Annotated in this window: 23 protein-coding genes; 9 read left to right on the plus strand and 14 right to left on the minus strand. The window is 37.3% G+C overall.

Going from position 1 to position 25,412, the window contains the following annotated elements; genetic code table 11:
- Nucleotides 1-48 precede the first annotated feature (48 nt).
- The 7 genes from rplT to M0D58_RS02765 all read right to left on the minus strand — a co-directional run bounded on the left by rplT (nucleotide 49) and on the right by M0D58_RS02765 (nucleotide 7,775).
- Nucleotides 49-393, minus strand: a complete 345-nt coding sequence (gene rplT, locus M0D58_RS02735) for a 50S ribosomal protein L20 (protein ID WP_029293267.1) — start codon at nucleotides 391-393, stop codon at nucleotides 49-51.
- A 120-nt stretch (nucleotides 394-513) separates the two neighbouring features.
- Nucleotides 514-711 carry a 50S ribosomal protein L35 gene (gene rpmI, locus M0D58_RS02740; protein ID WP_002979658.1) on the minus strand — a complete coding sequence of 66 codons (198 nt, stop codon included), beginning with the start codon at nucleotides 709-711 and terminating at the stop codon, nucleotides 514-516.
- Nucleotides 712-801: 90 nt separating this feature from the next.
- On the minus strand, nucleotides 802-2,571 hold the full coding sequence (locus M0D58_RS02745) for a hypothetical protein (protein WP_248393485.1): 1,770 nt from the start codon (nucleotides 2,569-2,571) through the stop codon (nucleotides 802-804).
- Between the two features lie 139 nt (nucleotides 2,572-2,710).
- Entirely contained in the window at nucleotides 2,711-3,274 is a 564-nt protein-coding gene (locus M0D58_RS02750; RefSeq protein ID WP_248393486.1) for a hypothetical protein, read from the minus strand.
- A gap of 232 nt (nucleotides 3,275-3,506) precedes the next feature.
- Entirely contained in the window at nucleotides 3,507-4,007 is a 501-nt protein-coding gene (infC, locus tag M0D58_RS02755; protein ID WP_177175308.1) for a translation initiation factor IF-3, read from the minus strand.
- Between the two features lie 142 nt (nucleotides 4,008-4,149).
- On the minus strand, nucleotides 4,150-6,069 hold the full coding sequence (thrS, locus tag M0D58_RS02760; RefSeq protein WP_248393487.1) for a threonine--tRNA ligase: 1,920 nt from the start codon (nucleotides 6,067-6,069) through the stop codon (nucleotides 4,150-4,152).
- A 161-nt stretch (nucleotides 6,070-6,230) separates the two neighbouring features.
- A complete protein-coding gene (locus M0D58_RS02765) occupies nucleotides 6,231-7,775 on the minus strand; it encodes a hypothetical protein (RefSeq protein WP_248393488.1) in 1,545 nt (514 codons plus the stop codon).
- Between the two features lie 147 nt (nucleotides 7,776-7,922).
- Between M0D58_RS02765 and M0D58_RS02770 the strand changes: the two genes are divergently transcribed.
- From M0D58_RS02770 to leuB, 5 genes are all read left to right on the plus strand, one after another.
- A complete protein-coding gene (locus M0D58_RS02770; protein ID WP_248393489.1) occupies nucleotides 7,923-9,086 on the plus strand; it encodes a 2-isopropylmalate synthase in 1,164 nt (387 codons plus the stop codon).
- A gap of 27 nt (nucleotides 9,087-9,113) precedes the next feature.
- Nucleotides 9,114-10,493, plus strand: a complete 1,380-nt coding sequence (gene leuC / locus M0D58_RS02775; RefSeq protein WP_248393490.1) for a 3-isopropylmalate dehydratase large subunit — start codon at nucleotides 9,114-9,116, stop codon at nucleotides 10,491-10,493.
- Nucleotides 10,494-10,761: 268 nt separating this feature from the next.
- Nucleotides 10,762-10,908, plus strand: coding sequence for a hypothetical protein (locus M0D58_RS02780; RefSeq protein WP_248393491.1), 147 nt, complete (start codon nucleotides 10,762-10,764; stop codon nucleotides 10,906-10,908).
- A 57-nt stretch (nucleotides 10,909-10,965) separates the two neighbouring features.
- Nucleotides 10,966-11,571, plus strand: a complete 606-nt coding sequence (gene leuD, locus M0D58_RS02785; protein WP_248393492.1) for a 3-isopropylmalate dehydratase small subunit — start codon at nucleotides 10,966-10,968, stop codon at nucleotides 11,569-11,571.
- A complete protein-coding gene (leuB, locus tag M0D58_RS02790; RefSeq protein ID WP_248393493.1) occupies nucleotides 11,555-12,676 on the plus strand; it encodes a 3-isopropylmalate dehydrogenase in 1,122 nt (373 codons plus the stop codon). Before leuD ends, leuB begins: the two co-directional genes overlap by 17 nt.
- 154 nt (nucleotides 12,677-12,830) lie before the next feature.
- Here leuB and M0D58_RS02795 read toward each other — a convergent pair whose 3' ends face one another.
- The 7 genes from M0D58_RS02795 to M0D58_RS02825 form a co-directional block, all read right to left on the minus strand.
- Nucleotides 12,831-13,016: a hypothetical protein gene (locus M0D58_RS02795; protein ID WP_248393494.1), complete on the minus strand. Its 186-nt coding sequence runs from the start codon at nucleotides 13,014-13,016 to the stop codon at nucleotides 12,831-12,833.
- A gap of 11 nt (nucleotides 13,017-13,027) precedes the next feature.
- Nucleotides 13,028-13,633, minus strand: a complete 606-nt coding sequence (locus M0D58_RS02800) for a DUF4230 domain-containing protein (protein ID WP_248393495.1) — start codon at nucleotides 13,631-13,633, stop codon at nucleotides 13,028-13,030.
- A 3-nt stretch (nucleotides 13,634-13,636) separates the two neighbouring features.
- Nucleotides 13,637-14,203 (minus strand): TlpA family protein disulfide reductase, encoded by a 567-nt coding sequence (locus M0D58_RS02805; protein ID WP_248393496.1) that lies wholly within the window; start codon nucleotides 14,201-14,203, stop codon nucleotides 13,637-13,639.
- 1 nt (nucleotide 14,204) lies between these two features.
- On the minus strand, nucleotides 14,205-14,672 hold the full coding sequence (locus M0D58_RS02810; protein WP_248393497.1) for a nucleoside triphosphate pyrophosphohydrolase family protein: 468 nt from the start codon (nucleotides 14,670-14,672) through the stop codon (nucleotides 14,205-14,207).
- Nucleotides 14,673-14,902: 230 nt separating this feature from the next.
- Complete coding sequence (locus M0D58_RS02815) at nucleotides 14,903-17,833, minus strand: reprolysin-like metallopeptidase (protein ID WP_248393498.1); 2,931 nt, start codon at nucleotides 17,831-17,833, stop codon at nucleotides 14,903-14,905.
- A 205-nt stretch (nucleotides 17,834-18,038) separates the two neighbouring features.
- Entirely contained in the window at nucleotides 18,039-18,539 is a 501-nt protein-coding gene (locus M0D58_RS02820) for a DinB family protein (RefSeq protein WP_248393499.1), read from the minus strand.
- A 26-nt stretch (nucleotides 18,540-18,565) separates the two neighbouring features.
- A complete protein-coding gene (locus tag M0D58_RS02825) occupies nucleotides 18,566-19,705 on the minus strand; it encodes an acyl-CoA dehydrogenase family protein (RefSeq protein WP_248393500.1) in 1,140 nt (379 codons plus the stop codon).
- Nucleotides 19,706-19,896: 191 nt separating this feature from the next.
- Between M0D58_RS02825 and M0D58_RS02830 the strand changes: the two genes are divergently transcribed.
- The 4 genes from M0D58_RS02830 (at nucleotide 19,897) to M0D58_RS02845 (ending at nucleotide 25,321) form a co-directional block, all read left to right on the plus strand.
- Complete coding sequence (locus M0D58_RS02830; RefSeq protein ID WP_248393501.1) at nucleotides 19,897-21,759, plus strand: endonuclease; 1,863 nt, start codon at nucleotides 19,897-19,899, stop codon at nucleotides 21,757-21,759.
- 255 nt (nucleotides 21,760-22,014) lie between these two features.
- Entirely contained in the window at nucleotides 22,015-22,455 is a 441-nt protein-coding gene (locus tag M0D58_RS02835) for a GPW/gp25 family protein (RefSeq protein WP_248393502.1), read from the plus strand.
- A gap of 24 nt (nucleotides 22,456-22,479) precedes the next feature.
- A complete protein-coding gene (locus tag M0D58_RS02840; RefSeq protein WP_248393503.1) occupies nucleotides 22,480-24,357 on the plus strand; it encodes a type VI secretion system baseplate subunit TssF in 1,878 nt (625 codons plus the stop codon).
- A 46-nt stretch (nucleotides 24,358-24,403) separates the two neighbouring features.
- Nucleotides 24,404-25,321, plus strand: a complete 918-nt coding sequence (locus M0D58_RS02845) for a DUF3829 domain-containing protein (protein WP_248393504.1) — start codon at nucleotides 24,404-24,406, stop codon at nucleotides 25,319-25,321.
- Nucleotides 25,322-25,412 lie beyond the last annotated feature (91 nt).

Below are 25,412 nucleotides of genomic sequence, written 5' to 3' on the forward strand. Positions count from 1 at the left end.
TCCCAGGCAAAAAAACCCGGGATTTATATTGATAACAAAAATTTTACATTATTTTACTTGATCTACAACTGCTTTGAAAGCTTCAGGGTGATTCATTGCTAAATCTGCTAAAACTTTTCTGTTAAGCTCAATGTTGTTCTTTTTAAGAGCTCCCATAAACTGAGAGTAAGACATTCCGTGCTCTCTGGTTCCCGCGTTGATACGAGTGATCCAAAGTGCTCTGAAGTTTCTTTTCTTCTCTTTTCTACCACGGTAAGCATATTGCATTGCTTTTTCTACCGCGTTTTTAGCTACAGTCCAAACGTTCTTTCTTCTTCCGAAATAACCTTTAGCGTGCTTAAAAATTTTCTTTCTTCTAGCTCTTGAAGCTACCGAATTTACTGATCTTGGCATAATTAAATTGTTTTTTTGAAATGTGCGGTAATTGTTTCATTACTCTTAGCTGCTCCATTTCAGGGTTAAAATGTTGAATTTGTTTTGAATTCTTATAAACCGGATATAGATTTATAAAAACTACTTAATTGCTAATTGACGTTGTACACTTTTCTCGTCCACTTTAGCTACGTAAGAAGTAGTAGTAAGATTTCTCTTCTGCTTTGTTTCTTTCTTAGTTAAGATGTGGCTTTTGTAAGCGTTTTTTCTTTTGATCTTACCAGATCCGGTAAGAGCAAAACGTTTCTTAGCACCTGATTTCGTTTTTAATTTTGGCATTGTTTTGCTTTTTATTGTTTTGTTATCAATATCTGTTTTTGGTTTCCGGCAATTCCCGGAAATAATAGGGTGCAAAATTACAAAAAATTATTAATATTTCCTGTGCAATTCTATATTTTCTAAAAACATTTCATTATTCGGAATAAGAGTAAGGATCATTTCATTATTCCTGTAACTGATCTTGGATTCAGGAGAAAATAAATTTGCGGCAGATCTGCTCAGTTCCCATTTTTCCGCTTCATTATTTTTAATGGAAAGAATATATTTTTTTCCTTTTTGTAAATGTTTCAGAAGTCTTTTGTTTTTGAAAACACTTTCATTGTCTTTAACTGAAGTGATCAGATAAGCCGGGATTGTCAGTATATTTTTTTCTTTGATGATACCGGCACTTTTACCGTATTTATTGAAGTACAAAATATGTTCATCCTGATTTTGCCTGGCTAGTACTTCCACATAATTATTAATAAAAACCGGATTGTTTTTCATCTGGTCGCCCACATTAAAACGGGGAACAGCGCCCATGTGATAAATGATAATATCGGGATTTCTTCCAAGAACATAGCTTGCATCGCCCAATTCATGAGCCAGCATCCCGGTACCGAAATTTTTCGGTGGATGACGCGGTGTGTAGTAGTCATTTAATCCAAGCATGTCAACCGTAGGAAGCTCAGAAGCATAAGGAATACAGCCGGCTGCTGTAACAGCAATTAAAGTTGTTTCCGGAAAAGTGTTTTTCAAGGTTTTACCTAAATTCAATCCGCGGAATTCCCATCGTTCTTCAATCGCATAATGATTATCCGGAATCAAAAGTTGTATAAATGGGTTTATTAACAATAAAACAATAAATCCGACCCTGGTCATTTTTGTTTTAAAGCGAAACTGCATTTCATTTAACCCAAAAATAATCGCAAATACAAGTAAAATCAGCACTACATAATAATGACGGAAGGCCGGAAAAATATCGCCGCCTACTGTGACTATATAAGCTGTCCATACCACAACATTCAACAATAAATAAAAGCCGAAAAGATTTTTCTTTTTGTATACAAGATAAAACAAGCAATATAATCCAAGAGAAGAAAATAATAAAGTCCCGAAGAATGATTTGAAAACATAAAAGCCGCCCCGTACAACATGATGCAGAGTTATTTTTACTTTAACCAAAGCGGTATTCGGAACCAGTTCACCATAAAAATTATACCTGAAAAGGAGTTGTCCCAATAAAAATAGAGCCGGTATCATTCCTGCGAAAACAAAAACTCTGATAAGACCTTTCCTGCTTTTTCTGAAAATAAAAATTAAAAATATTGTTGTTAAAATAGTGAACAGAAAACCATCCGGCCTCGTAATTGCCAAAAGTCCAAGCCACAATGACAGAAAATAGACGCGTCCTTTATTTTTATCGTTAATAATCTTCGAAACTTCAGTCAAAGTGAGTGTAAGGAGAAAAATGTATAAAGGCTGCTCCAGTCCGCCAATGGCCCAAACGGTAAAACACGGAGTCGTTACCAAAAGAAATACCGTGAGAAAAACATATTCTTTTCTGACGTTTATTGTTTTAAAATAAGAACAGATTACGGCAAGTGTACCTACGGAACATGCTATTCCCAATACTCTGGCTGAAATAATGAGATTCATTCCTAATTTTCCTAAAAAAGAAATCATAAGAATCCACAGCAGATTTGAATAGCCCTCTACAGGATGGCCATCGTTCCAGGTAAGTCCTTTACCCTCAATGAAACGCTGTACATAGCGAAGGGAGATCAGACTGTCGTCTGAAAGAAAAGGGTAGTGGTAATAACAGCCCAGCGCGAAAATAATCAGGATGAATAAAAAAAAGGAAAAATATCCTGGCTTCATGTATTTAAATTAAAAAATTTTAATAATAATTGCAAAATAACGAAAAATTATAAAAAGCAAAGGGCATTAAAATTTAATAATAAAACCGCCTGATAATGGGCGGTTTATATTTAAATATAGCGTTTAAGTGGTTGATTTTTTAGTAAAAATCACTAAGATCAACTTCAGCAAAGGTTTTTCTTTCAACGTTATTTCCACCTAATACCAATTTGATTCTTATTCCTGCAGGAATAGAACCACCGCTTCTGGTATATAACTGCATTTTTATATGAGGATTGGATACATTTTCACTTACAGAACTGTTGGTATGCCAAAGTGGATTCCCGTTATTGTAAATTACAAGATTTCCGTCATTTTGCGCAATGAGCCAAGGTGTACCGCTGTCACGATGCGTGTTTGTACTCCAGATAGCACGCGTAAAGCCCGGCCTATCCTGATAAAGCACAAGATTACTGTCTCCCTGCATTTCCAATCTGTAGGTATAGATATTATACGATAAACTGATTGATTGGCCCGGATCCAGCCTTTGTGGATGGTTCGTTGTTTCTTTAACGAAAGTTACTGTTGAGGAAATTCCACGGGCTGCAATTTCTGAAGTTTTTAATTCTTCGTTTTTAAGGCCTGTGTTTTCAAATGTTTCATCCTGAGCACAAGAAGTTAATAACATTGCTGCTGCAAATCCTGTTAAAAGTTTAATTTTCATATTTTATTTATTTGACGTTGCAAATATATAACTATTTATAATATATCCCATATTAAAGATATAATATATACTGAAAAACCCTTTATTTAAAGTACTGTTAATATTAAATTAAACATTACTATAATCTCTATTTTGTGATTTAAAATATTCTTGAATCAGGTTATTAAATAAAAAAAGCTCCAATAAATTGGAGCTTTGTATTGTTAATTGACGGAGCTACCGCCACATATAATTATTTAGCCGGTTTTTTAGGACTCATCATCATAATCATTCTTTTTCCTTCAAGCTTAGGAAGCTGGTCTACTTTTCCAACATGCTCCAGTTCCTGGGCAAGCTTTAAAAGAAGAATCTCTCCCTGATCCTTAAAGATAATGGAACGTCCTTTAAAAAATACGTAGGTTTTTAACTTTGAACCTTCTTCAAGGAATTTTTCAGCATGCTTCTTCTTAAATTCGTAATCGTGCTCATCAGTTTGAGGTCCGAAACGAATTTCTTTTACCACTACTTTTACCTGCTTGGCTTTAAGTTCCTTCTGTTTTTTCTTTTGCTCGTATAAGAACTTTTTATAGTCCAAAACTCTAGCAATAAACGGTTCAGCCTTATCAGAAATTACCACAAGATCCAGTTCTTGCTCTTGAGCAATCTGTCTTGCTTTTTCTGTAGGATATACTCCCGGCTCTACGTTATCGCCCACCAAACGAAGCTCTCTCACACGAATTTTATCGTTGATCAAGTGTAAGTCCTCCTGTACAGGACGTCTTTGTGGGCCCCTGTTGTTAAATCTTTGTGCTATTGTATTATAATTTTATTGGTTAACTCTAATTTAATTTGTATTCAAACTCAATAGTTTTAAGTCTGAATTAAAATCCTTGATTTTAGATCGCAGATTCTTTTTTGAAATAAGAAACGAAGTCTTCTAAATTCATTACTCCTAAATCTCCTTCACCCCGTCTACGTACAGAAATTGTGCCATCCTTCTCCTCATTTTCTCCTACAACCAGCATGAATGGAATTTTGTTTAATTCTGCATCGCGAATCTTCTTACCTGTCTTTTCGTTTCTATTATCAATCTGACCGCTAATATCGTGATTTTCTAAAAATTCTGAAACTTTTTTAGCATAATCTGCATATTTTTCACTGATCGGCAGAATAATAAACTGCTCCGGACTCAGCCATAGAGGGAAGTCTCCGGCAGTATTCTCCAGAAGAATAGCGATAAAGCGCTCCATAGAACCAAAAGGCGCTCTGTGGATCATCACCGGTCTGTGCTTCTCATTATCATTCCCAATATAGTGAAGATCAAATCTTTCCGGTAAGTTATAGTCAACCTGGATCGTTCCAAGCTGCCATTTTCTGCCTAAAGCATCTTTCACCATGAAATCAAGCTTAGGACCGTAGAATGCGGCTTCACCATATTCAACAACAGTTTTCAAACCTTTGTTTTTTGCCGCTGTGATGATAGCATTTTCCGCCTTTTCCCAGTTCTCATCGGAACCGATATATTTTTCTCTGTTTTCAGGATCTCTCAATGAAACCTGAGTAACAAAATCTTCAAAACCTAAAGACCTAAAAACGTATAGTACAAGATCAATAACTTTTTCAAACTCTCCCAGCAACTGATCAGGAGTACAGAATAAGTGTGCATCATCCTGAGTAAATCCACGAACTCTTGTCAAGCCGTGAAGTTCTCCTGATTGCTCATATCGGTAAACCGTTCCGAATTCTGCGTATCTTTTCGGTAAGTCTCTGTAGCTCCATTGCGAAGTTTTATAAATTTCACAGTGGTGCGGGCAGTTCATTGGCTTCAGCATGAATTCTTCACCTTCATTTGGGGTTTTAATCGGCTGGAAGCTGTCTGCACCGTATTTATCCCAGTGTCCGGAAGTTACATACAATTCTTTGGCGCCAATATGCGGTGACATTACGAATTCGTATCCTCCTTTTTTCTGAGCTGCAGAAAGGAAATTTTCAAGCTTTCTTCTCAAAGCAGTACCTTTTGGCAGCCAAAGCGGTAAGCCTGCACCAACTTTTTCAGAGAAAGCAAAAATTCCTAATTCTTTACCTAATTTTCTGTGATCTCTTCTTTTAGCTTCTTCAAGCCTTTCAAGATATTCTGTTAATTCTTTCTGTTTAGGGAAAGAAATACCATACACTCTTGTTAATTGAGGATTTTTTTCATTTCCTCTCCAGTATGCTCCTGCTGCATTTAAAATCTTAACAGCTTTTACAATATTCGTATTCGGAATATGTCCTCCACGGCAAAGATCTGTGAAATCATCGTGGGTTACAAAAGTGATTTCTCCGTCATTAAGATTAGAAATCAATTCTACCTTATAAGGATTATCTGCATAGACCTTTAATGCTTCTTCTTTAGAAACAGGATATAAAGAGAAAGTTGAGCCTTTTTTAGCATTTTCCAATACTTTCTTCTCAATTTTCTCGAAGTCTTTTTCAGACAAGCTTTCGTCCCCGAAATCTACATCATAGTAGAATCCGCTTTCGATGGCAGGACCGATGGTTAACTTAGCATTGGGATAAAACTCAAGGATCGCCTGCGCCAGAAGGTGGGCAGAAGAATGCCAGAATGCTTTCTTTCCAAGATCATCATTCCATGTCAACAGTTGTATCGTAGAATCCGTGGTGATAGGTGTGGTTGTCTCTACTTGTTTGTCATTAACAATTGCGGAAATGGTGTTTCTAGCCAATCCCTCGCTTATAGATTTTGCCACATCTAGCGGAGTAACTCCCGCCTCGAATTCTTTGACACTACTGTCTGGAAGTGTAATTTTTATCATTGTTTACTAAGAAATTTTAAGATGCAAAAATACGGAATTTTTATTTAAAATGCTACAGATGTATCTATTTGACGGAATATTTAATACTAAAAAGCAAATAAAAACGTTTTTAAAGATTGAAATCATATCAACCTTTTAATTATGAATATATTAGAATAGATTTAATTATTTCTTTTATACCTTACTTTCTCTTTAATAATTTCAATAACATCAACATTTCTCACTTTAGATTTTACCCAGCCGTGAATATCTATGTACAATAAAGACCTTCTGTAATATTCATTTTCTTCAAAAACGTCAAGCTTTTTATTAAATTCTTTAAAAGATTCCAACTGATTGTGAGGCGTTAAATTATTCAGATTTTTAAAGAAGTTTACACTTTCAAAATGAAATTCATCCGGTTTTTTCATTTTTTTCGCAAATTTTAGAGTTGCTTTTATAAAATCATCATAATCTTCATCATTTGCCGATTCATATTTTGCCATTAAAATAAGAATTCTTGTATGAAACAGCAGATCTTCCTGAACATTTCCTTTTGATTCAATTACTTTTAACGCGTATTTTATCGAGTCTTTAAATTTTTTACTTCCGAAAAACATTGCTGCCATTTTAAGATACAGAATCATGAAATGATGCTCATCAATTTTATCGCGCAACCTTTCCATTTTCAGCTCAATTTCCGGAACTATTTTAGTTCCGGAAAAAAATTCACCTTTCACAAAGTGGATATTCATTAAAGTATTATAATGAGTCAGAAAAACAAGAGATTGCAAATTTTCATTTTGAGCAAAGCTTGAAGAATAAACTACTTCATTGAATTTTCTGAAACGCTGTTCCAAAATATTAATATTTCCATAAAGAAACAGGATTTTAAGGAGATAAGTATTTCCTTTGATATACCATACCGGATGACTCATAATCATCTCCGGATTGTTGTGAAAAAGGTCTACCCAGAGAAAGGCATATTTCAATGTGTATTTATATTCCTGCAGCAGCTGATTTTTCCACACATGAGCCTTAAAATACCATAATTTTTCTGTAAAATTCAGTTTTTCAAAAGTGATTTTTCTAATTTGCTCATCAAATATTTTCATGATTTCATCACGCTCTTCATCAGTTTTCACATACCCGTGCGTCAACATTTCGCTGTACAGTTTCAAAGAAAGATTGGAAAGTTCAGTGGCATAATGATTCTGTTTGCTGATTTCTGTGGATTGTCTGATCAGTTCATCGGCACGGCCTTCAATACTTCTCGTAATAAATTGTGATTCAATTACTTTTTCAAGGTCAATAATTTCGGAAGCAATGGTTTTTTCGTCAAGTTCCAGAGCAGTCTGTTTTGTTTTATCCAAAATTTTCAAAGCCTGCCTGTAAAGGCCTTTCTGGTAAAGAATATTGGCAAAATCAAGCTGTTCGCGCAGCTGAATCCTATAATTCTGATGACTCGGATTCATTCGTAAACTTACCAGAATCTGTTTGTAAAGATGCGCTTTCAGATTGGACAACTGCTGTTTTGTTGAAATTTTCTTTTGAATAATAATGCTTTCATCATATTCTTTCATTTTATCCATTTCAGAAAAAAGAAGCAGGAATTTTGCATCCACATTGATCCCGAGCCGGTTTACATACAGCCTGAATTGTCTTTTTTCCGAAGTCGTAAGCGACTTAATGAGGATGAATAAAAAATCTTTATGCAATTCTGCCATTGTAAATTTTTAAATTTTAAAATACTGATAAACAAAATTTTATATTCAATTTACACTAATTTGAATATTGTAATTTTTATAAAACCAGAAATGAATAAACGTTTCATCTTTTTAGTTTTGAATCAAAATTAAGTAAAATACTGCATTATGAATTCCGAAAAAGTTGAAATTTTTGATACCACGCTACGGGATGGTGAGCAGGTTCCCGGCTGTAAACTGAATACGGAACAGAAAATGGCTATTGCGGAAAAGCTGGATGAACTTGGAGTTGATATTATTGAAGCTGGATTCCCCATTTCCAGTCCGGGAGATTTTCATTCTGTTTCCGAAATTTCAAAATTGGTGAAAAATGCAAAAGTGTGCGGATTAACAAGGGCCAATCAAAAAGATATTGAGGTTGCAGCGGAAGCACTGAAGTTTGCGAAGAGGCCAAGAATTCATACAGGAATAGGAACTTCAGATTCGCATATTAAATATAAATTCAATTCCAACAGGGAAGATATTATTGAAAGAGCGGTACAGGCCGTAAAATATGCCAAAAGCTTTGTAGAAGACGTAGAATTTTACGCCGAAGATGCCGGAAGAACCGATAATGATTACCTCGCGAGAGTCTGTGAAGAAGCTATTAAAGCAGGAGCTACAGTCCTCAATATTCCGGATACAACAGGATATTGCCTTCCTGAAGAATACGGGGAAAAGATAAAATACCTGAAAGAAAATGTAAAAGGTATTGAAAAAGCGGTGCTGTCATGCCACTGCCACAATGACCTTGGACTCGCGACAGCCAATTCAATTTCAGGTGTGATTAATGGAGCAAGGCAAATAGAATGTACCATCAATGGGCTTGGAGAAAGAGCCGGGAATACAGCTTTGGAAGAAGTTGTTATGATTTTGAAACAACATAAAAATTTAAAATTATACACAGAGATCAACTCCAAAATGCTCAATTACATGAGTGTTTTGGTGTCTGATCTGATGGGAATGCCGGTACAGCCCAACAAAGCCATTGTGGGAGCCAATGCATTTGCCCATAGCTCAGGAATTCATCAGGACGGCGTGATCAAAAACAGGGAAACCTACGAAATTATTGATCCTGCGGAAGTAGGGGTCAACGCCTCAACTATTGTACTTACTGCCAGAAGCGGGCGCTCTGCGCTGGCGTACCGGTTCAAGAACATCGGTTTTGATGTTACCAAAAATGAGCTGGATTTTTTATATCAGGAATTCCTCAAAATGGCTGACCGCAAAAAAGAAATTGATAATAACGATTTAACTGCCATTATTGAAAGGGTAACAAGAAAAATAGGATAAGGAATTGGTTTTCAATTAAACAAAACAATGGACACTAAGAAAACACTTTTTGACAAAGTCTGGGATGCTCATGTGGTGGAAACGATTCCCGACGGGCCTCAGATTATATATATCGATAAACATTTGATCCATGAAGTGACAAGCCCGCAGGCTTTTGCAGAACTGGAATCCAGGAACCTTGAAGTTTTCAGGCCGAAACAGATTATAGCGACTGCAGATCACAATGTTCCGACATGGGATCAGGATAAGCCGATACGCGATGAATCTTCCAGAAACCAGGTTCAGCAATTAACGGAAAACTGCAGAAAAAACCATATCGAATTATACGGTTTGGGGCATCCTTACCAGGGAATTGTCCACATCATTGCTCCGGAACTGGGGATTACCCAACCGGGAATGAGCATCGTATGTGGCGACAGCCATACTTCTACGCACGGCGCTTTCGGATCGATCGCTTTTGGAATCGGGACCAGCCAGGTGGCTCAGGTTTTTGCAAGCCAGTGTTTATTACTGAATAAGCCTAAATCAATGAGAATTACCGTAAATGGTAAATTAAATAAAAACGTTCAGCCAAAAGATGTTATTCTTTATATCATTTCAAAAGTCGGGACTGATGGCGGAACGGGATATTTCTGTGAATATGCCGGAAATGTCTTTGAGGAAATGTCGATGGAAGGCCGAATGACGGTTTGCAATATGAGCATCGAAATGGGTGCCCGCGGCGGAATGATCGCTCCGGACGACACCACTTTCAACTATGTAAAAAGACGAAAATTTGCGCCGGAAGGAGAAGAATGGGAAGAGAAGCTGGAATACTGGAAAACTTTGAAATCCGATAAAGGAGCTGTTTTTGATGCGGAATTTGTCTTTGATGCCTCCGACATTTATCCGATGGTAACGTACGGTACAAATCCAGGAATGGGAATCTCAATCAGTCAGAACATTCCGGATCCGCAAAATGACTCTGAAGAAAAGGCTTTGAAATATATGGGATTAAAAGCAGGACAGGCTCTTTCCGATATTAAAGTGAATTATGTTTTCATCGGAAGCTGCACCAATGCAAGAATCGAAGATTTCCGTTCGGCAGCCAGCTATATTAAAGGAAAAAGAAAATCCGAACACGTTCATGCTTTAATTGTTCCAGGTTCTCAGCAGGTGTCCAAACAAATATATGAAGAAGGCCTTGACCAAATTTTTGCGGAAGCAGGCTTCCAGATCAGGCAGCCGGGATGTTCGGCTTGTCTGGCGATGAATGATGATAAAATTCCGGAAGGTGAATATTGTGTTTCGACTTCCAACAGGAATTTTGAGGGACGACAGGGACAGGGGGCAAGAACAATCCTGGCGAGTCCTCTAACGGCTGCTAAGGTTGCTGTGGAAGGGAAAATTTCGGCTTTTGAAAACTGATGGAGATGAATTTTACTTAAAACTTGTCTAAACTTTTTTACCACAAAAGATGCAAAAGATTTAAACATTTTAGTTTTTTAAATTTAATACTTAAGTGGAAAAAAAGAACACATAAGTTAAAAAATCAAAGATTTTCTCTTTGCAGACTTTGAAATACTTTAAATAAATCCAATAAAGTCTTTTATATCTTTTGCGGTTAAATTTAAAAATTGGTTTAAACAAGCTTTTAGTAAGTGAATTATCAATAGTGAATTTTAGAAATTGGTTAATGATTCACAAAGTGAAATTAACCGTTCACTTTCCTAGCCCCGATAGAAACGGTTACCCCGGAGCAAGAGCTGGAGAAATGCTGGAATATAAGGATTTAGCATTGGAGAAGGCGGGAAGAATGGGAGCGAGGAGTATGAGTGGATAGCGGGATTAAGCTCCTGAAAATTAATTGAATAAATAACTATAATTGATTTAGCACAAAATGCAAAAATTAGTCATTATACAATCCCGGGCAATTCCGTTGCCGGCAGAAAATATAGATACCGACCAGATTATTCCGGCCCGGTTTTTAAAAAGTATTGATAAAAAAGGGTTCGGTGAAAACCTTTTCCGGGACTGGAGGTACAGTGTTCATACGAATGACCCGAATCCCGATTTTGTATTAAATAATTCAAAATACTCAGGTGAAATTCTGGTGGCGGGAAATAATTTCGGCTGTGGAAGCAGTCGGGAACATGCAGCGTGGGCGTTGACGGATTATGGTTTTAAAGTTGTTATATCCAGCTTTTTCGCCGATATTTTTAAAGGAAATGCTTTAAATAACGGGTTGCTTCCTGTAAAAGTTTCGGAAAGTTTTTTAAAGAAAATTTTAGACGGCATTACCGAAAATCCTGAAGCAGAAATAAAGGTTGATGTGGAAAGCCAGACCATACAATTTGGAAATCGTTCCGAATATTTTGAAATTGATTCTTATAAAAAAATCTGCCTGATGAACGGGTATGATGATATTGATTTTCTGATCAGCAGGAAAAAAGCCATTCAGGAGTTTGAATTAAAAACGCAGAAAATATATGAAAACAAGTTTTAAAATTGCCGTTCTTCCCGGAGACGGAATAGGACCGGAAGTAGTGAACGAAAGCACTAAAATTCTGAACGCAATTGGCGAAGTTTTTAATTATACCTTCGAATTCACGTACGGATTGATGGGCGCAGAAGCGATTTTTAAGACGGGAAATCCCTTACCGGAAGAGACGCTGCAAATCTGCAAAGAGGCTGATGCAGTACTTTTCGGAGCGATCGGAGATCCGTCTTTTGATCATAATCCTGATGCAAAAGTTCGTCCGGAACAAGGTTTACTTAAACTGCGAAAGGAGCTCGGACTTTTTGCCAACATCCGTCCTTTAAAAACATATTCTTCCCTGATTGATAAAAGTCCTCTAAAAAAAGAAATTATTGAAGGTGCCGATATCCAGATTTTCCGGGAGCTTGTGAGCGGAATTTATTTCGGTGAAAAATTTACCGATGAAGAAGCAGGATACGCTTATGATATTTGTAAATACTATCGTGATGAAATTGCACCGATCGTTCATATGGCTTTTCAGGAAGCGCAAAAACGCAGGAAAAAATTAACCCTGATTGACAAAGCTAACGTTTTAGATACTTCCAGATTATGGAGAAAAGTCTGTAAAGAGATTGCACAGGAATATCCGGATGTGGAACTTGATTTTATGTTCGTGGATAATGCAGCAATGCAGTTGATTTTAAACCCGAAACAGTTTGATGTAATTGTAACGGAAAATATGTTCGGGGATATTATTTCGGATGAAGCGAGCGTGATCGGAGGGTCTATCGGTCTTCTTCCTTCGGCTTCCATCGGAAATGAAAATGCTTTATTTGAACCGATTCATGGGTCTTATCCTCAGGCAAAAGGAAAAGGAATTGCCAATCCTGTGGCATCTGTTTTAAGTACAGCAATGATGCTGGATTATCTCGGACTGGGACAGGCGGCGGAAAAATTAAGACAGTCTGTAGAATATGCGATCGAAAATAAATATGTAACAATGGATCTGAATGCAGAACAGCATTATTCGACGGGTGAAGTAGGGAGCTTTATTGCCGATTACATTAAATATTCCGAAAAGTCTTATTATAATTTTGAGAATGTAAAAATCGGAAAATCTACGATTGTCTGATTAAAAAAATAATTTCGCTTCGCTGAAAATTAGATAATATAGTTAACAGTCCATAAAATTCAGACGGCGGAGCGAATTTTTATATGGTTTGATTTTTATTTGTATATTTTTTTTCTAAAAAAGGTTCCGCTTTTATAAGCAGAACCTTTTTATGTTATCCTTTGATATTGTCCGTTTTTCCGGATTCATTGTTTTTTGAAGATTTCTGAACGTCTTCCTTGTCTACATCAGAAGGGTTGGTTTTCTTTGATGCTGCAGGGATATTCTGGAAATCCTCATTTTGCTTTTTTGTTTCTGCGGTGTTTGCAGATTCCTTTTTTTTGTTTTCTTCTGAGTTCATTGCTTTAAATTTTACAGTTTTAGAATGCCCAGCTTTCCTGTCTGGTCTTCTATTGTATAATTCAAAGCCTTTGCCAAAACGAAAATCGTATTGAGATTTTCCATGAGCTGCTCTTTGCCTTCACTTTTCAGCCTGTTCTGATCGATAGAATTTATAGCTGTAGTTTTAGCTTTCTGAGTAACATTTTTAATGTCTTTTTCAGAAATTCTGTTAAAGAAAGAATCATCCAGCGACTGGATTTCCACACTTGGCGTAATTCTTATCTCCGGCTCCGGAAGTTCTGTAATAATTAATTTTTTATTAATGGAATCTACTTCCATTTTCATTTTGTTCAGATCATAAGAAACCTGCGCATTGGTTTTAGTATAAGTAATAATACTGTTGCTGGATACTTCTTTTCCGAAGAATTCATAGCCCATTTTGGTCTTTTGCATGGAGGAAGTATTCTGTTCCAGAACGACCATTTTATTCATCTTTGAAATCTGATTGGTCAGAATATAATAATCTGACTTTTCAGTTTTCTCAGCAGGATTTAAACAGGATCTGAAGCTGAAAAACAGGATCATCATTAGAATGACACCTGCCAGAAACGGTAATATTACTTTTAGATTTCTCAAGATTTATTTATTAAAAATTTCTTTAATTACGGACTGGTCATCCTTTTTTAATATTTCAGCAAGATCTCTTTCAATATATCCGGTCGTCGGCATTTCTATAATCCTGCCGATTTCTTTACCATATCTTTCTACAATAATTGTAGGTACTTTCTGAACGTTGTACCGTACTTCATCTCCTGTCGGGGATTCTTTTTTACGGTTGACTGCGATAATGGTAAGCTTGCTTTCGGGGAATTTTACTTCCTCAAGAATCTTCATGAGGCGTGGGAAATCCCTGTGGCTGTCTTCACACCATGTTCCCATGAAAACAACCATATTATAAGAATTAATTTTCGCTTTTTTAAGTTCGCTGATGGCTTTTTGGTCCAGTGCATATTCGTCGTGCTCTTTTACATACCAATCCGAATACGGAGCTTCCAGGAATTTTTCTTTCAGCTGATTTCCCAGCAGCATTTTCCCGTCGCTGGTGGTTTCCACTTCGCGGCCTACAACGACTTTTTGTGCAGAGAACTGCTGAAGGGCAAGGAACAATACGGAGACCGTAAGAATACTTTTAATAATTTTTTTCATTCTATTTTTCAATAATTGTCTTCAGATCGGCAGGAGAATAATATTTGTTTTTCAGAACTTTATGATCTGCTTTCCTGTAAACATTATATTTTTCACCTGATTTTTCAAAAAATGATTCTACTTCTTTTTCTTTGTAGAATTCTACAGTTTCCTGTGCCTGCTCTTCATTGTCACAAGCCTTCGACATGTTGGATCGCTGTACTTCGTTGAACAGTTCTACAAATTTACTGCCAAGTCCGAATTCCAGAACCGCACCGCTTAATACATATTGCAAATCACACAAAGCATCGGCAATTTCTACGATATTATTATCTGCAATGGCCTGTTTCAATTCGTTCAGTTCTTCCTGTAAAAGTTCAACCCTTAGGTTGCATCTTTCCGGTGAAGGAATCTGCGGGGTATCTAAAATAGGGGCTTTAAAAGTTGTGTGGAATTCTGCTACCTGGTTCAGACTGTCAATTTTATCCATGAATATTTTTTATTTAGGCAAATATAAAAATTAGGTTTCAGAAATCAGAATTCAGGACTTAGGTTTTTATAATTAAATGAAAATCATTAGTTCTTAATCTTGAATTTTAAATTCTAAATTTTGAATTGCAAATCAATCATGATTTATTACTTATTACTAATTGCTCATCACCCATAAAAAAAGACTGCCCGTTTCCGGACAGCCTTTACTCAATATTAATTGATCAGTTATTAGTTTTTAATGAATCTCTTGGAGGTTTCTCCGATCTGAATCATATAAGCTCCTTTTATAAGACTGCTTACATTGACAGAACCTCTTTCGAGTTTTCCAGAGTTGATTAGTTTTCCACCCATATCGAAGATTTTATAATCTTCTGCCGTCGTATTTGATATATATAAAATGTCTTTCACCGGGTTTGGATACAGTTTAATATCTGTTATAAGATCTTTCGTACCGATTTCACCTCTTCCGGAAGATACGATGTTTAATGTATAATCTTCCACCTGTCCGTAGGTATACGTTCCGCATGAAGAGGAAGGAACAGAACTGTACTGCATCATGACCCTCATTCTTGTGCTACCTAAAGTAGCTGTTGAAGGAATTGTGATAGAACCTGTTGCGGGACTTGTGGTAGAACCTGTTTTGGACCAGGCCAGTTCTCCGCTGTCTGTAAAGTCTCCGTCTCCGTTGTAGTCGATATATACCGCGTATGCTTCACTATACACTGTCGATGTCCATACAGGAGTTACCGAAATTGCATAAGCTGTTCCTCTGGTAACATTGGTAGAGATTGATGTAAAGTTTTCATATCCCGCAGTTCCTGTAGAAGTATTATTAATCGTACCGAATTTTACATTTCCGATTCTTTCATCTGCTGTATTATTTGCAGATGCCGAACAATAGGAAACAGTACTTCCGGACAATGTGGTTACGCTTACCGAGTTGCTTGAAGATGATACGTTTCCAGCCGCATCTTTTGCTCTTACCGAGAAAGTATATGTTGTAGAAGGGCTAAGACTTGTTACGGTATACGATGTAGAAGCCGTAGAACCGATTAAAGAAGCTCCCTGGTAAACATCATAACCTGTTACCGCAACATTATCCGTTGCTCCGGACCATGATAAATTGGTGCTTGTAGAAGTGGTTCCTGAGGCAGAAAGAGTAGGAGCTGTCGGAGCTGTTGTATCTGTTGTTCCGGATCCTGCATTTACCGTGATATTGGCATTGTTTACATCAAAGAAAATATGATTGGATCCCTTCACCATAATTCTTCCTGTAGTGGTAGATGAATTAGGAATCGTTACTGCCTGAGACCCGTCATTTGGTGTTCCTGCCAACAGGGTAGTCCATGTATTTCCGCTGTCCGTTGACCAAAGAATATCAACATTCGCTGCATTTACGCCATTTGCAGTAGTTCCCGCAACATTCCAGGTCACCGTTTGAGATGTTCCTCCCGTATATGTTGTTGCTGAATTCTGAGAGCTTACGCTGAATGGTCCTGCAGTTCCGTTTACCGTTATCACAGCATCATCAGAATTGTTCCCTGAACCGCCTGCTCTGTTATCACGAACAGTAAATCTGAAATTATAGCTTCTAGCTACATTAGATAAAGCTTCCACGGTAATTTCCGAACCAGCCGTTGTTGTAGCTCCGGCTAGAACAGAAGACATTCTCGGAAAATATCTTACCGGTGAAGCGGTTGGAGTAAATGATCTGAAAGTAGGTCCTGAAGCCTTTGTTGCACTTGCCGCGGAGCTTGCACCGGTCTGGGAAGAAGAAGCATTATCCATTTGTTCCCAGATATAGGTTAACGAATCTCCGTTGGCATCTGTTCCGGTTCCCGTTAACATAAACGGTGTCCCTTTAGGAATAGTGTAATCTAACCCTGCGTTAGCTGTAGGAATTGAATTTCCGGTATTGGTGCTTACAGGACAGGTTTTGGCTTTAATATTATTGGTAATCTGCTGAATGCTGATTGCATGGAAGAACGCATCGGAGTGAGGCTGAATATCCTGGCTGGTAATTCCTGCATATCCCATAATTGTTGATCCTGATCCCGGTTCCATATTGGCGCCAGTGCCTTCATTGCTCATAGAAAAGGTATGGTTTCCGCCAAACTGATGTCCCATTTCATGGGCTACATAATCAATATCAAAATTATCTCCTGAAGGAATTCCGTCTGCCGGAGAAGTATAGCCGCTTCCTTTGGATCCGTTGGTACATACACATCCGATACAGCCTGCATTCCCACCACCTCCGGAAGCTCCGAACAGATGACCGATGTCGTAATTGGCTTCGCCGATAACTGATGTTAAAGTCGACTGTAGCTGGGAGTTCCAGTTATTCATCTGTGCAGCAGCAGAGTAGGGATCCGATGAGGCGCTTGTATAAATCACAGCATCATTATTGGAAATTAAAACCATTCTTGCCGAAAAATCTTTTTCAAAAACGCCGTTGACCCGGGTCATGGTGTTATTCATTGCAGCTAAAGCATTCGCTTTAGTTCCTCCGAAATAAGCCGTATATTCTCCCGTACAAGACAATGCAAGTCTGAATGTTCTTAATTTAGCATCATCCGCATTAGGCCTTGCCGCCATATTGGTAGACACTGAAGCGCCTTTCTGGGCAACATCCAGCACGGTACATTCAAATTTATTGAGATCGTCTTTTTTATCAGATTTTTTATAAACAATATAAGTGGAAAGATCTTTGGTGTACGGTTCAATAAAAACCGCAGATTTATCACCATAAATTTCCATGGACGAAAGTCCTAATGGTGAAACACTGAAATAAACAGTTGAAGAAGGGTTTTCAAGACCTTCACCCACATATGCTTTTATATCAGGATATTTTGCAGCCAGCTGAGGATCGAAATTGGAATTTTCTCTGACTTTGAAGTTTTCCATTCTTCCTTCAGCATTGGGAAAAGAGATGATAATTTCAGATTTTTCTCCGGCAGCCAGCCTTTTTGGAGCTTTAACAAGAGCATTTTTTAACCCATTAATGTCAAGGCTGTAAATTTTAGGATTAATAATACTGCTTTTGTTTTCGAAGATGTTGGAAGTTATTTTTCCTGAACCTGAAGACCAGAGACGATCGGTCTGCGCGAAGGAAATGCCGGATAGAAAAAGCATTCCCAACAACGTTAATTGTTTTTTCATATAAATTCTTATTTGATTGTGGAATACCAAATCTAATAAAAATATGATTACGAAAAACAAAATTTTTTAAGAATATTTTAGATATTCCATCTAAATAATTATGCAATACATTAAATATTTCTGTTTTTACATTTTTTCCTAAAAAGAAAATAGCACACGCAAAACACGTGTACTATTCACTTTTAATGATATAATTCTAATTTTTTTAAAATGAGTTATCATCAGCAGTAGGACCGTACATTCCCGGGACTTTATTTCCCGTTGATCTCAGGTAAACAATCAGTTCTCCTCTGTGATGATATAAATGATTAAACAAAAAAGCTCTTATAACCTGAATCTTCGGCATTGGAGGAAAAGCGACATTTCCATTCATTTCCATTCTCCATTCATTCATCATCGTACTTTCATCCCAATTATTCAGGACGTCGTGAGCTTTGGCTACATTTTCTTCAAACTTTTCCACAATAGTCTGCGTTTTTGAAATGTCGCCTTTATCGTAATGATAAGTTCCCATATCAAAGACATCTTTGTTAAATGTTCCGTCATACCAGTTGTAGACTTCTGCAATGTGGGACGCCAACTGTGCCGTTGTCCAGTTTTTTTCAGAAGGTTTCCATTCTAATGCGCTGTCCGGAATTGCATTTAAAAGTTTTCTGGTGTTCTCTGCCTCATGCAGGAATTCACCTAAAAGTGCTTGTTTAATCATTTGTATTTATTTTAAAAATGTTTTTTTTATTTTGTAATATCTCTTCCGATTACGAGTCTCTGAATTTCAGAAGTCCCTTCACCAATGGTGCAAAGCTTTGAATCTCTGTAGAATTTTTCAGCAGGGAAATCTTTGGTATAACCATATCCTCCGAATATCTGAACGGCATTATTGGCGATTCTTACACAGGCTTCGGAAGCATATAGTTTTGCCATTGCACCTTCCTTGGTCATCTTCTGTTTTGCATTTTTCAGAGTAGCTGCTCTTTGGATCAGCAATTCTGCCGCATCAATTTCCGTAGCCATATCTGCAAGCATAAAGTTAATGGCCTGGAATTCTGAAATCGATTTCCCGAACTGATGTCTTTCTTTAGCATATTTTAAAGCAGCTTTGTAAGCTCCTCTTGCTGTTCCCAAACTTAAAGCAGCAATTGAAATTCTTCCTCCGTCAAGGATTTTCATGGCCTGCTTGAAACCTTCTCCCACTTCTCCCAAACGGTGAGAATCCGGCACACGTACATTATCGAAAATAAGTTCTGCCGTTTCAGAAGCCCTCATCCCCAGTTTATTTTCTTTTTTCCCGGAACTGAAACCCGGCATTCCTTTTTCAAGTACAAAAGCAGTGGAATTATTTTTAGCTCCTTTTTCTCCCGTTCTGGTCATCACTACTGCGATATCTCCTGAAATAGCGTGGGTAATGAAATTTTTAGCACCGTTGATAATCCATTCATCACCGTCTTTTACAGCAGTAGTGGACATTCCGCCGGAATCAGAACCTGTATTGTGTTCAGTAAGTCCCCATGCACCGATTACTTTTCCTGATGCAAGCTGCGGAAGCCATTTATTTCTTTGCTCTTCATTCCCGAATTCATAAATATGATTCGTACAAAGGGAATTATGTGCTGCTACGGAGAGACCGATAGAAGGATCAACCTGAGAGATCTCATCCAGAATGGTAACATATTCATGATATCCAAGACCTGAACCACCATACTGCTCAGGAATAACAATTCCCATAAACCCCATTTCTCCTAATTCATGAAATAAATCTTTAGGGAACGTTTGACTTTCATCCCACTCCATAATATTAGGTCTAATATTCTTTTCAGCAAACTCTTTTGCTGTTTCCGCTATCATTTTAATGTTGTCAATAGTCTCTGTATTCATATAGATATATAGTTAATTCCCAAAGATAATTAAATTGACGGAACGCCCAAAAAAATTATTCAAAGCATTCTACTCCTGTTGCAATTTTTTAATTTTCAGGTTTTTATATTTTAAAAGTTAATAATATTTAATAAAAAATCCCGAACTTTAAGAATATTAATTTACTATTTTAGCCACCCAATTTTTACGGCATGAAAAAATTTCTACATCTTATCATTCTTATAGTATCTTATTCTGCAGCGCAGGCTCCGGCGGGATATTATAATGGAACTACGGGTTTATCTGGATATGCTTTGAAGTCCAAGCTCCATGATATTATCTCTGAAAAAAATATCAACTGGCACTATGGCGATCTCACCAACTATTACAACCAGACTGACCTGGATCGGTATTATGATTATGGTTCTTCTAACACAACTATATTACTGGATATTTATTCTGAAATTCCTTCCGGTCCGGATGCTTACGAATATACGACTGCAAATATCATCGGGAACGCCAGCGCGGAAGGCATGGGCTGGAACAGGGAACACATGATGCCTCAAAGTACTTTTTACAGCAATTATCCTATGTATTCCGATTTATTTTATGTAGTTCCCACCGATGCCAGAATCAATCAGCTGCGGAGCAATTATCCATACGGGATTGCAGGATCTCCGGTTTATTATACATTTACCAATTCATCGAAAATCGCAAAATCTGCTATTCCGGGAATGGCTTATACTGGTCGGGTTTATGAGCCGATTGATGAATTTAAGGGAGATGTAGCAAGAAGTCTCCTTTACTTCGCCGTACGCTATGAGGGGAAACTGGGAACTTTTAATTTTGACAATAATACCAATCCTGCTTCAGATACCAATCCTCTGGATGGAACCGAAGAAAGAGCTTATGATCCGGCCTATATTGCGATGCTGCTTCAGTGGCATCAGCAAGATCCTGTTTCTCAAAGGGAAATTGACAGAAATAATGCAGTATATGCTATTCAGAAAAACAGAAATCCCTTTATTGATAATCCTTCGTGGGCAAATGCAATCTGGAATCAAACGAGTGACAATACTGCACCACAAAGCCCTACAAATTTAGCGGTTACACAAAACAGCGCTTACTTTGTTACCCTCAGCTGGACACCAAGTACAAGCACCGATGTATTAGGTTATAAAGTGTACCAGAATGGAAATCTGGTGGCAACAACAAAGGGGTCTACTTTAAGTGCGGATCATTTAACACCCTCCACCACATATACTTTTACAGTAAAAGCATACGACAACGGCTATTTACTTTCTCCAGACAGCAATGCCGTTTCCATGACAACTTTAGCGTCAGATCTCTATGCTAAAGATCTTTTTGTTTCGAAATATCTTGAGGGAAGTTCGAATAATAAAGGTCTTGAAATCACCAACAGAACAGGCCACGCCGTCAACCTGAGTGATTACAGATTATCTATTCAATTTCCGAGCGGATCCAATTATTATTTCCCTGACCCTTATGAACTGGAAGGGATCGTACAGAACAATGAAACATTTGTAGTTTTAAATCCGAATGCTAATTTTTCATGCTATACCATCAACCAGGCAAAATTTGCGACAGCGGCTCCACAAATGACATTTTCCGGCAGCCAGTATTTAGAATTAAGATATAAATCTACTACCGTTGATGCAATTGGTGTTCCTTCCACGAATAATTTTTCGGTATTAGGAAATGTTTCTTTATACAGAAAAGCGGGTATCAACCAGCCTAACACAGTTTTCAATAATAATGAATGGGATTCTTATCCTTCCGATTACTGCCAGAATCTGGGTGTGCTTTCCGTGTCAGATCTCATTTCATCAGGAAACGCATTCAGAATTTATCCGAATCCGGCCAAAGATGAAATATTTGTTGAAGGAAAAACAGATCAGGTTAAGTCGGTACAAATCCTTGATTTTTCAGGAAAGTTGATATATTCTGAAAACTTACCATTTAAAAATAAAAAGAGCATTCCTGTACAGAATCTTGTTTCGGGATCTTATCTCCTTAAGATTGATTATGCGGTTTATCAGTTTATTAAAAAATAATTTTCAAGATATTAATGAAAGCAGGATTCGGGGCTTCAAACTTTGTTTGAAGCCCCGAATCCTTAAATAAACAGATTACAGCGTACAATTATCCATTCGAAATAATTTATCTTAATTTCTTTACCCTTTACATCAAAAAGGTTTAAAAACATTCATTAATTTTAGAATTTTACTGTACTATATTTCGTGAAAAATCATTAATTTGGTATTCTCTTCTGTCAAACGACAATTATGATGTAATATAGAAGCAGAATTATGGACACACCAAATTACAGAATGCCTTTTGTACCGTCAACCCTGATGACGGAAGGAGGAAGCATCGATACATGCGATATGGGAGAAAGCATTGCCCATAATATTATGCTTTTGATCACCACCAAAAAAGGCGAAAACAGATATGATGAAAATTACGGAAATGATGTCTGGAACCTTGAATTCGACAATGGCGTTACCAGCGCCGTCTGGGAAACGGTCTTTATTAAAAGTCTCAAAAGGCAGATTCAGGAATATGAACCGCGAATTGTAAATCCCCAGATTGATGCCCATATCCAGATTGTGGAGCATACGTACGACACAAAAGAACATACCGAAATCAAAAAGAAAGTAAAAATTGCCATCAATGCAAAAATGGAGGCTACAGGAGAACGTTTCAGCTTTTCTACGGAACTGTTTCTCAGCCCGATGTCAATTGATTAATTTCTAACACCACAATCACAAACTATGAATTTAGATCAGAATATATATTCCAAAGAATCGGTAAAGGCGAGAATGCTTCAGAATGCCACTAAAGTATGGGGACTGAAAAGCCCGCAGTCGCTCGATCCGTTCGTAAAACTACTGATTGACGCTTTCAGCACGGAAGTTTTTAAAGCCAATAATGAAATACAGACGGTAAACGCCAGAATTCTTGAAAAACTGGCAAAACTGTTAACTCCGTCTATCTATACTCATCCGGTTCCTGCACATGCTATTGCTTTTACGCAGCCTTTCGAGTCTTCAGAAATTATGTTGGAACATACTGAATTTTTCTTCAGGAAACATATGACATCCACCATAAAATCGGAATCCGATAAACAGATCAACATTCCTTTTACACCAGTGGGAAATGTAAGAATTAACAACGTTCAAACCGCAATAATGTTTGTCGGGAATACCTGCTACAGCATTGATGAGCGTTTGAATAAAATTCCGATTGCAAGGTTTCAGGGAAAACCTGAAGACTACCGCAAAGTAACAATCGGCATTGATGTTAGTAAATATTCCCAGGAAACTTTTCCGAAATATATAAGCATTTACTGCTCTAATCCGGCATTTGAGCACCTGGATTTCACGTATAAGTTATTGCCTTACATTACGGTTACAAGCAATGGAAATCCGCTTTTCATCAAGGAAGGATTAACGTATTACAAAAATACTCAGGCTGAAGGATATGAGCAGATTTTTTACGAACAGTCTATCCGCAATAAAATCATTGAAGATGTAAAAAGTATTTACCATAATAAATTTATTGAAGTAAGCGGAATTTCAAACTCATTATTTTCCGAACCCGGCCAACTTCCGGAGAATCTGAGTTATGTTGATTATAAAGAAGAAATCACCAAACATATTGAAGGGAAACGCTACCTGTGGCTTACCTTTGAGTTTCCACCACAGTTTTCCGCAGAAATCCTTGATAATTTTTCTTTCGTCCTGAATGCCTTTCCGATCTATAACCGCGGCTGGAAAAAAACAGAATACAGCCTCGATATTATGGGAAATAATATTCCGCTGGTCACCGATGAAGGCGAACATTTCCTGTATGTTGATGAAGTTCAGGATGGCGACGGAAGAAGATACACCGAAATTCCTTTTACTCCGAACGATAACCTTAAAAAAGGATTATACACCGTAAGAAAAGGCGGAATGGAACGTTTTACAAACAGAAACGCTGTCGACATGATTGCCAATGTTCTTGAACTCACACGCGACGAAATCGCCGCTTTCTCTCTATTAAACAGAGATAATGTAAAAGGTTTGCTGAGCGAAATGTCTGATAAAATGAAGTCCATGGTTCAGAAAGTAAATAACGCTAAAAGAAGCATTAAGCAGGAGCTGAACTATGTAATTATGGAACCGGTTGAGAAAACGGATCATACCTACGCTTCGTTTTGGATCACACATTGTACCCTTGCCAACCACATGCGTCCGGGAACGGAATTGTCCAACCAGTTGAAATCTCAGGTTCTTATATTACTCAGTGAAACCATTGGTGGAGCTGAAGAGCAGAAAGGAACCGACAGTATCCAGGCATATAAATATGCTTTAACCACAAGGGATAAAATTATTTCCCTGGAAGATGTGAAAAACTATTGCCGGATGGTACTGAAGGACGAACTGAAAGAAGTCCGGGTAAAACGTGGGACCATGATCAGCAATAAGCCGAAAGAAGGTTTCATAAGAACCGTAGAAGTTGAAATTGTCCCGAACAATTATTCATTTTACGGAAGACTCTACTGGGAAAATATGGCCAATATCCTCAGGAACCAGATTATTCTTAAAGCCATCGACGGCATAGAATATGTAGTGAAGGTAACCAATGAAGACACCGATTTTTCCTGACCAATAATTATACAATAAATACCATATCAATATTTTTATGAAAAAAATGATGACGATTGCACTTGCCCTGTCGGTGAGTGTAACAGCAGTGAGCTGCAAAAAAGGAATTGATAAAATAGAAAATGCAGTAGAAAAGGCTGGGGAAGACCAGTCACAGGCCATTATTGATTTTAACAACAATTTCCTTGATTCCTACAAAAGCTCTTCCAGACATGTAGAGAACATTGTTGAATATGCCGAAGCCGCAGTAAAAAAATCTAAAGGAGAAACCGTCTACAGTATGCCGATGGTCATTAACTCAATAGATTATTCTTTAAGCAAAATTAAAGGTGTTCCTTCCGGTTTTGATAGTGAACAGAAAATTATTGAAACAGAGCTCATTACCTATAAGAGAAAGCGTGAAAGTATTGATAAAAAATATGAAGAGCTAAAATCCTATATCACTTCGGAAGATTATAAGGACGATCAGGGAGCAAAAGCCCTGGCTTTACAAAAAGATATTGATGAAGAAGTAAAAGCATTTTTCCTGGCAGGTGATAATATTGTTACCAAAATAAAACCTGCTACCGAAGCCGCTGAAGAAGTTATCTTAAAAGATCATCCGATGAAAGATTATATTGTGTCATCCAAATCGGTGATGAATGATCTTGATGCCACCATGGATGTGCTTGATAAACAATATACACAAGGTTTCAATGAAGCAGAAGTGCAGAAAAAATATGACGAACTGGAAAAAGCAGTTGATCTAAATGCAAAAAAACAATTCGACGTGAAAGGGCAGCAATATGCTTATAAGAAAACCCTGTTTGAAAACTTCAATAAAAGGGCGACTGAGTTTCTGGATAAGTACAGGAAGCTGATCAGGGATTCTAAAGCGGCCAGTAAGATTCCTGACAGCAATATTCAGGAGATCAGTTCTGCTTATGATTCTGTCCTGAGTTCCTACAATTCTTTTGTACAATAAATTCTGCATTAATATAATTTATACCGGTAAAATTCATATCGGTATTTTTTTTATAGATTAATCTTTTGAAATTAAAAATCATATGGAAATG

This window comes from Chryseobacterium nepalense (assembly GCF_023195755.1).
Lineage (GTDB): Bacteria > Bacteroidota > Bacteroidia > Flavobacteriales > Weeksellaceae > Chryseobacterium > Chryseobacterium nepalense.

Coding starts and splice junctions, on each gene's coding strand:
- rplT (WP_029293267.1), bottom strand. CDS start 393: ATGCCAAGATCAGTAAATTCGGTAGCTTCAAGAGCTAGAAGAAAGAAA.
- rpmI (WP_002979658.1), bottom strand. CDS start 711: ATGCCAAAATTAAAAACGAAATCAGGTGCTAAGAAACGTTTTGCTCTT.
- M0D58_RS02745 (WP_248393485.1), bottom strand. CDS start 2,571: ATGAAGCCAGGATATTTTTCCTTTTTTTTATTCATCCTGATTATTTTC.
- M0D58_RS02750 (WP_248393486.1), bottom strand. CDS start 3,274: ATGAAAATTAAACTTTTAACAGGATTTGCAGCAGCAATGTTATTAACT.
- thrS (WP_248393487.1), bottom strand. CDS start 6,069: ATGATAAAAATTACACTTCCAGACAGTAGTGTCAAAGAATTCGAGGCG.
- M0D58_RS02765 (WP_248393488.1), bottom strand. CDS start 7,775: ATGGCAGAATTGCATAAAGATTTTTTATTCATCCTCATTAAGTCGCTT.
- M0D58_RS02770 (WP_248393489.1), top strand. CDS start 7,923: ATGAATTCCGAAAAAGTTGAAATTTTTGATACCACGCTACGGGATGGT.
- leuC (WP_248393490.1), top strand. CDS start 9,114: ATGGACACTAAGAAAACACTTTTTGACAAAGTCTGGGATGCTCATGTG.
- M0D58_RS02780 (WP_248393491.1), top strand. CDS start 10,762: ATGATTCACAAAGTGAAATTAACCGTTCACTTTCCTAGCCCCGATAGA.
- leuD (WP_248393492.1), top strand. CDS start 10,966: ATGCAAAAATTAGTCATTATACAATCCCGGGCAATTCCGTTGCCGGCA.
- leuB (WP_248393493.1), top strand. CDS start 11,555: ATGAAAACAAGTTTTAAAATTGCCGTTCTTCCCGGAGACGGAATAGGA.
- M0D58_RS02795 (WP_248393494.1), bottom strand. CDS start 13,016: ATGAACTCAGAAGAAAACAAAAAAAAGGAATCTGCAAACACCGCAGAA.
- M0D58_RS02805 (WP_248393496.1), bottom strand. CDS start 14,203: ATGAAAAAAATTATTAAAAGTATTCTTACGGTCTCCGTATTGTTCCTT.
- M0D58_RS02810 (WP_248393497.1), bottom strand. CDS start 14,672: ATGGATAAAATTGACAGTCTGAACCAGGTAGCAGAATTCCACACAACT.
- M0D58_RS02815 (WP_248393498.1), bottom strand. CDS start 17,833: ATGAAAAAACAATTAACGTTGTTGGGAATGCTTTTTCTATCCGGCATT.
- M0D58_RS02820 (WP_248393499.1), bottom strand. CDS start 18,539: ATGATTAAACAAGCACTTTTAGGTGAATTCCTGCATGAGGCAGAGAAC.
- M0D58_RS02825 (WP_248393500.1), bottom strand. CDS start 19,705: ATGAATACAGAGACTATTGACAACATTAAAATGATAGCGGAAACAGCA.
- M0D58_RS02830 (WP_248393501.1), top strand. CDS start 19,897: ATGAAAAAATTTCTACATCTTATCATTCTTATAGTATCTTATTCTGCA.
- M0D58_RS02835 (WP_248393502.1), top strand. CDS start 22,015: ATGGACACACCAAATTACAGAATGCCTTTTGTACCGTCAACCCTGATG.
- M0D58_RS02840 (WP_248393503.1), top strand. CDS start 22,480: ATGAATTTAGATCAGAATATATATTCCAAAGAATCGGTAAAGGCGAGA.
- M0D58_RS02845 (WP_248393504.1), top strand. CDS start 24,404: ATGATGACGATTGCACTTGCCCTGTCGGTGAGTGTAACAGCAGTGAGC.